Annotated in this window: 1 protein-coding gene; it reads left to right on the forward strand. The window is 34.9% G+C overall.

The window, feature by feature from the left end; translation table 11 throughout:
* Positions 1-97: 97 nt before the first annotated feature.
* On the forward strand, positions 98-401 hold a 304-nt coding region (locus QR64_RS26315; RefSeq protein WP_039587727.1), incomplete at its 3' end, for a single-stranded DNA-binding protein.

Consider the following 401-nt stretch of genomic DNA (forward strand, 5'->3'; position numbering starts at 1 on the left):
AATATTGACAGCTTGAAAAATAAGACTAAAAAAGAAATTACCGACATCATGAAGATTTGGTTAGCACAGCAAGAAACAGAAAAAGGGGAATAATTAAATGGCAATCATCACAGTAACAGCACAAGCGAATGAAAAAAATACACGTACAGTAAGTACAGCAAAAGGCGATAAGAAAATTATTTCAGTCCCATTATTTGAAAAAGAAAAGGGATCTAACGTAAAAGTTGCGTACGGTTCGGCTTTCTTGCCTGATTTCATTCAATTAGGTGACACAGTAACGGTCAGCGGTCGTGTACAAGCCAAGGAATCAGGAGAATACGTAAATTATAACTTTGTTTTCCCTACGGTTGAAAAAGTATTTATCACTAATGATAATAGTAGTCAATCACAAGCTAAACAAG

The sequence above is a fragment of the Rhodococcus sp. Chr-9 genome (assembly GCF_000801125.1).
GTDB lineage: Bacteria > Actinomycetota > Actinomycetes > Mycobacteriales > Mycobacteriaceae > Rhodococcus > Rhodococcus pyridinivorans.